This is a genomic window from Anaerovorax sp. IOR16 (genome assembly GCF_017168145.1).
In the GTDB taxonomy this organism is placed as follows: domain Bacteria; phylum Bacillota; class Clostridia; order Peptostreptococcales; family Anaerovoracaceae; genus IOR16.
Genome location: NZ_JADQTL010000004.1, coordinates 1 through 4,969, shown reverse-complemented (window position 1 = coordinate 4,969; position 4,969 = coordinate 1). Strand labels below are relative to the sequence as shown.

The 4,969-nt window shown below is 30.2% G+C and carries 6 protein-coding genes; 2 read left to right on the top strand and 4 right to left on the bottom strand.

From position 1 onward, the window contains the following. The 3 genes from I2490_RS01540 to I2490_RS01530 form a co-directional block, all read right to left on the bottom strand. On the bottom strand, positions 1-244 hold a 244-nt coding region (locus I2490_RS01540), incomplete at its 3' end, for a HAMP domain-containing protein (protein WP_206458031.1). Beyond that, positions 183-1,166 (bottom strand): PDC sensor domain-containing protein, encoded by a 984-nt coding sequence (locus I2490_RS01535; RefSeq protein WP_206458030.1) that lies wholly within the window; start codon positions 1,164-1,166, stop codon positions 183-185. The genes I2490_RS01540 and I2490_RS01535, both read right to left, overlap by 62 nt. Before the next feature lie 75 nt (positions 1,167-1,241). After that, a complete protein-coding gene (locus I2490_RS01530; protein ID WP_206458029.1) occupies positions 1,242-2,435 on the bottom strand; it encodes an EAL domain-containing protein in 1,194 nt (397 codons plus the stop codon). Positions 2,436-2,785: 350 nt separating this feature from the next. On the opposite strand from I2490_RS01530, the gene I2490_RS01525 reads away from it, so the two are divergent. Both I2490_RS01525 and I2490_RS16800 read left to right on the top strand, forming a co-directional pair. Further along, entirely contained in the window at positions 2,786-3,628 is an 843-nt protein-coding gene (locus I2490_RS01525; RefSeq protein ID WP_206458028.1) for a site-specific integrase, read from the top strand. A 2-nt stretch (positions 3,629-3,630) separates the two neighbouring features. After that, positions 3,631-3,960: a tyrosine-type recombinase/integrase gene (locus I2490_RS16800; RefSeq protein WP_206458032.1), complete on the top strand. Its 330-nt coding sequence runs from the start codon at positions 3,631-3,633 to the stop codon at positions 3,958-3,960. 220 nt (positions 3,961-4,180) lie between these two features. On the opposite strand, the gene I2490_RS01515 is transcribed toward I2490_RS16800, so the two are convergent. Next, a partial coding sequence (locus I2490_RS01515; RefSeq protein ID WP_206458027.1) for a transposase occupies positions 4,181-4,969 on the bottom strand: 789 nt, incomplete at its 5' end.

Genomic DNA, 4,969 nt, shown 5'->3' with positions numbered 1-4,969 from the left:
TTTTAAACTGTCCAGCATACTCTTTTTGTAATTTAATGGTTAAATCTCCATCCGATATCTTCATTAAAGCATCGGATATTTTATCTATGTATTCCTGATAATTAATCAACCTCTTTATTGTTAAATTAAACGCCTCAGCAAGCTGCCCCACCTCATCATGAGAATCTACCGAAAGAGTAACATCAAAATTTCCGTCTGCAATCTCCTGAGCAGCTCCTGTTATTTTTTTGAATTGGTTTTGCAATTTTATTGCTTGCAAAAATAGTCACAATCGCACCGATTATAATTGCAGCTAATGATAAAACTATAAGTATAAATTTTATTGCATTAACCTCTTCTAGAATTTCACTAGATTCGACTCCTAATGCAATAATCCATGGGCTTCCTTCGATTGGAGTAAATGCAACAATTTTATTTATACCATTAAAAGTATAATCTCCACTTCCAGATTCACGAGTTATCATAGATTCCGTAAGTTTTCCTAACTCTTTAAGAGTACTGTCCTTTTTAGCATTTTCAATATCGTTATCTTGTTTTAAAACGATATCTTTATTTTTATGTCCAATTGTAGTTCCTTGATTGTTTACCATATAGGCATAACCGCTCTTACGATAATTCACTTTACTCACAATATCTGATAGAATTTGCCCATCTTTTCTTCCATAAAACACACCGATTTGCTGACCATTTTTATAAACTGGAGCAGCGAATATAATAACAAGCTCATCGGTCGCACTGCTTACAATTAAATCAGAAGCAGCCATTTCACCTGTCATTGCGGTTTTAAAATAGTCTCGGTCTGCAACATTTGTTTTTTCTCTTTTTGAATTATAAACAGTACTGTTTCCGTTTTTATCAGCAAAGGCAAATGCCTGATAGCCAGTTCTTTTTGCCTCTGTTTCACAAAAAGAAATTTTCTCCTCCAAACTAACTGTTTGATCTGCAATCAATGCATTCTGTGCAAGGGCATCAATATACCTTAGCTCCGTATCTCTCGTAGCTTGAATGTATTTGGCTTCTTCTTCAGCTATTTCTATTAGATCACTGTGTGTACGTTTGATTAAATTTTGACTTACCACCTGCGTAGAGACAAAACCCAGTACTGTCGTCAAAAAAAATATTACTGTTGTAAATATTAGTACCAACCGCATTTTTAATGATTTCATGTTATTAAATCCTCCTAAGTTTCTATTGTTGTTGTTTGTTATAAATCTGTAAGTTAGGTTTCTGGAAAACTTTAATTAATATATCTGCTTTATTGAAGAAAGTGGAACAGGTTCTGAAAAATAGTATCCTTGTGAAAACTCACTCCCTATGCTTGTTAATATTTGAAGCTGTTCTTTTTCCTCTACACCTTCAACAATGACACGAATATCAAATGCTTTGCATATGGAAAAAGTATTTTCTAAAATTTTTTGTATTTTCATATTATGTTTTATATTAGCTATCATAGACTTGTCTATTTTTAGGGTGTCTATATTAAGCTCAAGGACCAAAGGGTAATTCGCTGAGTATGCTCCAAAATCATCCAACGCAATATGAAAGCCTATTTTTTTTAATCTTTCTACTACATCTGTCAGTTCTTTTATCTTATTTAACGGTATATTTCTTTCGGTTATTTCTATTTCTATTTCACTTGCAAAAGTATCATTTCCCATCATCACTTCAATTGTAAGAAAAAAGTCATCGCGAAGTAATGTTGAACAGCACATGTTTATCGATATCGGTATTATTTTTTTCCTATGCTCTTTCCAGTTTCTCATTAGTTCAATTATTTTACGTAAAACATAGTAATCAATTAAATGAATTAACTTATTTTTCTCAAAATCTATAATAAAACTTTCTGAAGAATTCAAAAGGCTATCCATTTTAGTCCATCGAATTAATGCTTCCAATCCAATTACTCTGCCTGTTAGATTTTCAATTTTAGGTTGATAAAGCAAGTAAAATTCATTATTATTTATGCTCTCTAATAACTGATCAAAAGAAATCATCGAATTCTTCATTCTAGGGAGTTTCCGTCCAATTTTTACTTTTTTACTGGACGGATATTCTTTTGGAATGTCTAACGAATTGTATTGCCTATAATCAAACATTTTATTTTTGTTCATTTTACTAATTAATTCTAAGACATAATCAAGCCCGTTTACTTGTACATATTTTGCAACAAAATAATAGATATCGTTATGAAAGAATTCAAACTTTGTATATATTGTTTTATTTTGAAATGCTTTAATTAATATACAATTTGAGATATAATGATTTTCTTTGCACATAGAATAACATTCATAATTACCATACTGTATGTCAGTTTGTTTCAATAAAAAAGTGCATTGCTTATGTCTTTTTACATCAATAAGCCTTACTACATCAAATGTATTTTTTAATAAATTCATTTCATGAATTAATTCATTACTTTCATAGTTATGTTTCATACGCAAGTTCCTTTATCATTCAAATCAATAAATTAACATGAATTGTATAGAAGTAGTATATCTGCACAAAATAATTATATAAAACAGAAGGATTCATAAAGATTTTACCTTTATGAATGGTAATACTTGGATATTTATACGTAATAGTATAGACACTAAAAGTATAACAAGCTAAAATTTAGAAAAGATATGTCGAAAATAGTCTAAAAATGAAAAATTTTGACTTGTATATTTCATATAATATCATTTGATTATTTAAAAATCAAATAATTTTGATTTTTAAGTATTATTTTATGGTTATAAGTGGTAATTATTTTGGTCAAATTTTTATGCATCAGGAGGAAATGACAATGCCAAGAAAAGGTGAGAATATTTATAAGCGTTCAGATGGTCGGTGGGAAGGTCGATATGCTATAATTATAGACAATACAACGGGTAAAAAAAAATATCATTCTTTATATGGTAAAACATATTCGGAAGTGAAAAAGAAATTAATAGTTGCAAAACAAGGAGTTGCTACAAATCGATTATTAGAAACATCGAAAACAAAGTATAAATTAGCTGAATGGCTTCAATTATGGCTAAGCCAATATGCTAAGTTTAATGTAAAGGATTCAACATTTTCAAATTATTATTATTGTATCCATAATCATATAATTCCTAAATTAGGATATGTGAATTTAAAACAATTAAATACTTTTAACTTACAGGTTTTTTTTAACGAAAAGTTAGCAAATGGAAGGATAGATGGAAAAGGAGGCTTATCTTCTAAAAGCGTTAAGGATATACACACAATTTTATCCGCAGCGTTAAAACAAGCTTTAGATAATAATTTAATTGATAAAAATCCTTGCATGAAAATAAAACTTCCTACAGACAAATACAGTAGTATCCGTGTTTTGAGTGTTGATGAACAAAAAATACTTGAAGATGCAGCTCTGAATTCGGAACATTATTTGTCAATCGCCATTATACTTGCACTTTATACAGGTTTAAGACTTGGTGAAGTATGTGCATTGCAATGGAAAGATATAGATTTATCAAATGGAATTTTAAGAGTCACTTCTAATTTGCAAAGAATAAAACTTGTTTCTCAAGAAGAAAACAAAAAAACTAAAATAGTAATAGGGACTCCCAAAAGCAGTTCTTCTATAAGAGATATTCCGTTTTCTAGGGGTTATGTCGTTACTTAGCGATAAAGAAAAAGTCAAACAATCTTAAATTTGTTGTTTGTAATCATGAAGAAAATTTTGTTGATCCTCGGACAGTACAAAGTTATTTTAAGAAACTAACCAATCAAATGGGAATTGAGTCTGCAAGCTTTCATACTCTTAGACATACTTTTGCTACTAGGGCAATTGAAGTCGGTATGGATATAAAATCTGTAAGTGAGATTTTGGGTCATGCAGATGTTTCGATTACTCTAAAAAAGTATGTCCATTCTCTTACGGAACACAAGAGAAGTCAAATGCAGAAAATTGATACACTTTGGAGCAATAACCGTCAAATTTTTAGTCAAAATTAGAGGAATGCTTTAAAACCAATATAAAAACAGAAGGATTCATAAAGGTAAAATCTAAACGAAAAAACAATACCAAAAAATATAAAAAAACTGTCTCTAAATCATGAGACAGCTCAGACTGTAGACAAAATACCTTGCTAAATTTATATTCTTATAATTTCTGCAAGGTATTTTCTATTTTTTCTATAAAGCTTTTAAAAAAAGAAAAAATAAAAGGATATCTCTATGCCATTTGATTCCTTCTTTCAGATTTATGAATCCATGTTGCTAGTTTTTTTAGATTCATGGACGCAAAAAGAAGATTCAGTTCCATTTCTATCTTCTGAATCCCTCGATATTGTGTATAACGCATATTATGTTTTTCTTTTGCATCTGCAAAGACTCGCTCAATGGTTTGACTCCGTAGTTTGTAAAGATCTCGATACTTTGGAGTATGACGAATGTCCTCACATTGCTCTATGTAGTTTTCCCATATATGACGTGTGACTACTTTTACATGGTCCTTACTTGCTGTGCATTCTGATAAGGAAGGGCAACTCTTGCAAATTTCTCCTTTACTCTTATATTCCCGATACCCTTCTCTATTTGTTGTAGTATAGTTTAACACTTGGTTTTCTGGGCATACAAAGCAATCATAGTATTCATCATAAGCATATTCGTGTTTTTTAAAATAACCATTTTTTGTCATAGGTCGTTTGTATGGTAGGATAGGAATTCGTTTATCTTTGAGTATTTCTCTAGCAATTGCAGGTGTTTTATATCCGGAATCCATTACAATATTTTTTACACCTTTATATCTTTTTACTTTTTCATAAATCTTTGGGAATGCAACTGAGTCATGTACATTTCCTGGATTTGTATGAAAAGCAAGTATGTAATTGTTTCGATCGCAAGCTACATTTGCAGCATAAGCAAATACTACCTTATGCTTTCCTTTATGAAATACACCGCAATCCGGATCTACGGTACTTTTCTTGATTACTTTTGTCTTTTCTTTGGCTTCCGTTTTTTT

What these genes read in the sequence shown, in the direction of transcription:
- I2490_RS01535 (WP_206458030.1), bottom strand. Translation starts at nt 1,166, where the DNA reads ATGAAATCATTAAAAATGCGGTTGGTACTAATATTTACAACAGTAATA.
- I2490_RS01530 (WP_206458029.1), bottom strand. Translation starts at nt 2,435, where the DNA reads ATGAAACATAACTATGAAAGTAATGAATTAATTCATGAAATGAATTTA.
- I2490_RS01525 (WP_206458028.1), top strand. Translation starts at nt 2,786, where the DNA reads ATGCCAAGAAAAGGTGAGAATATTTATAAGCGTTCAGATGGTCGGTGG.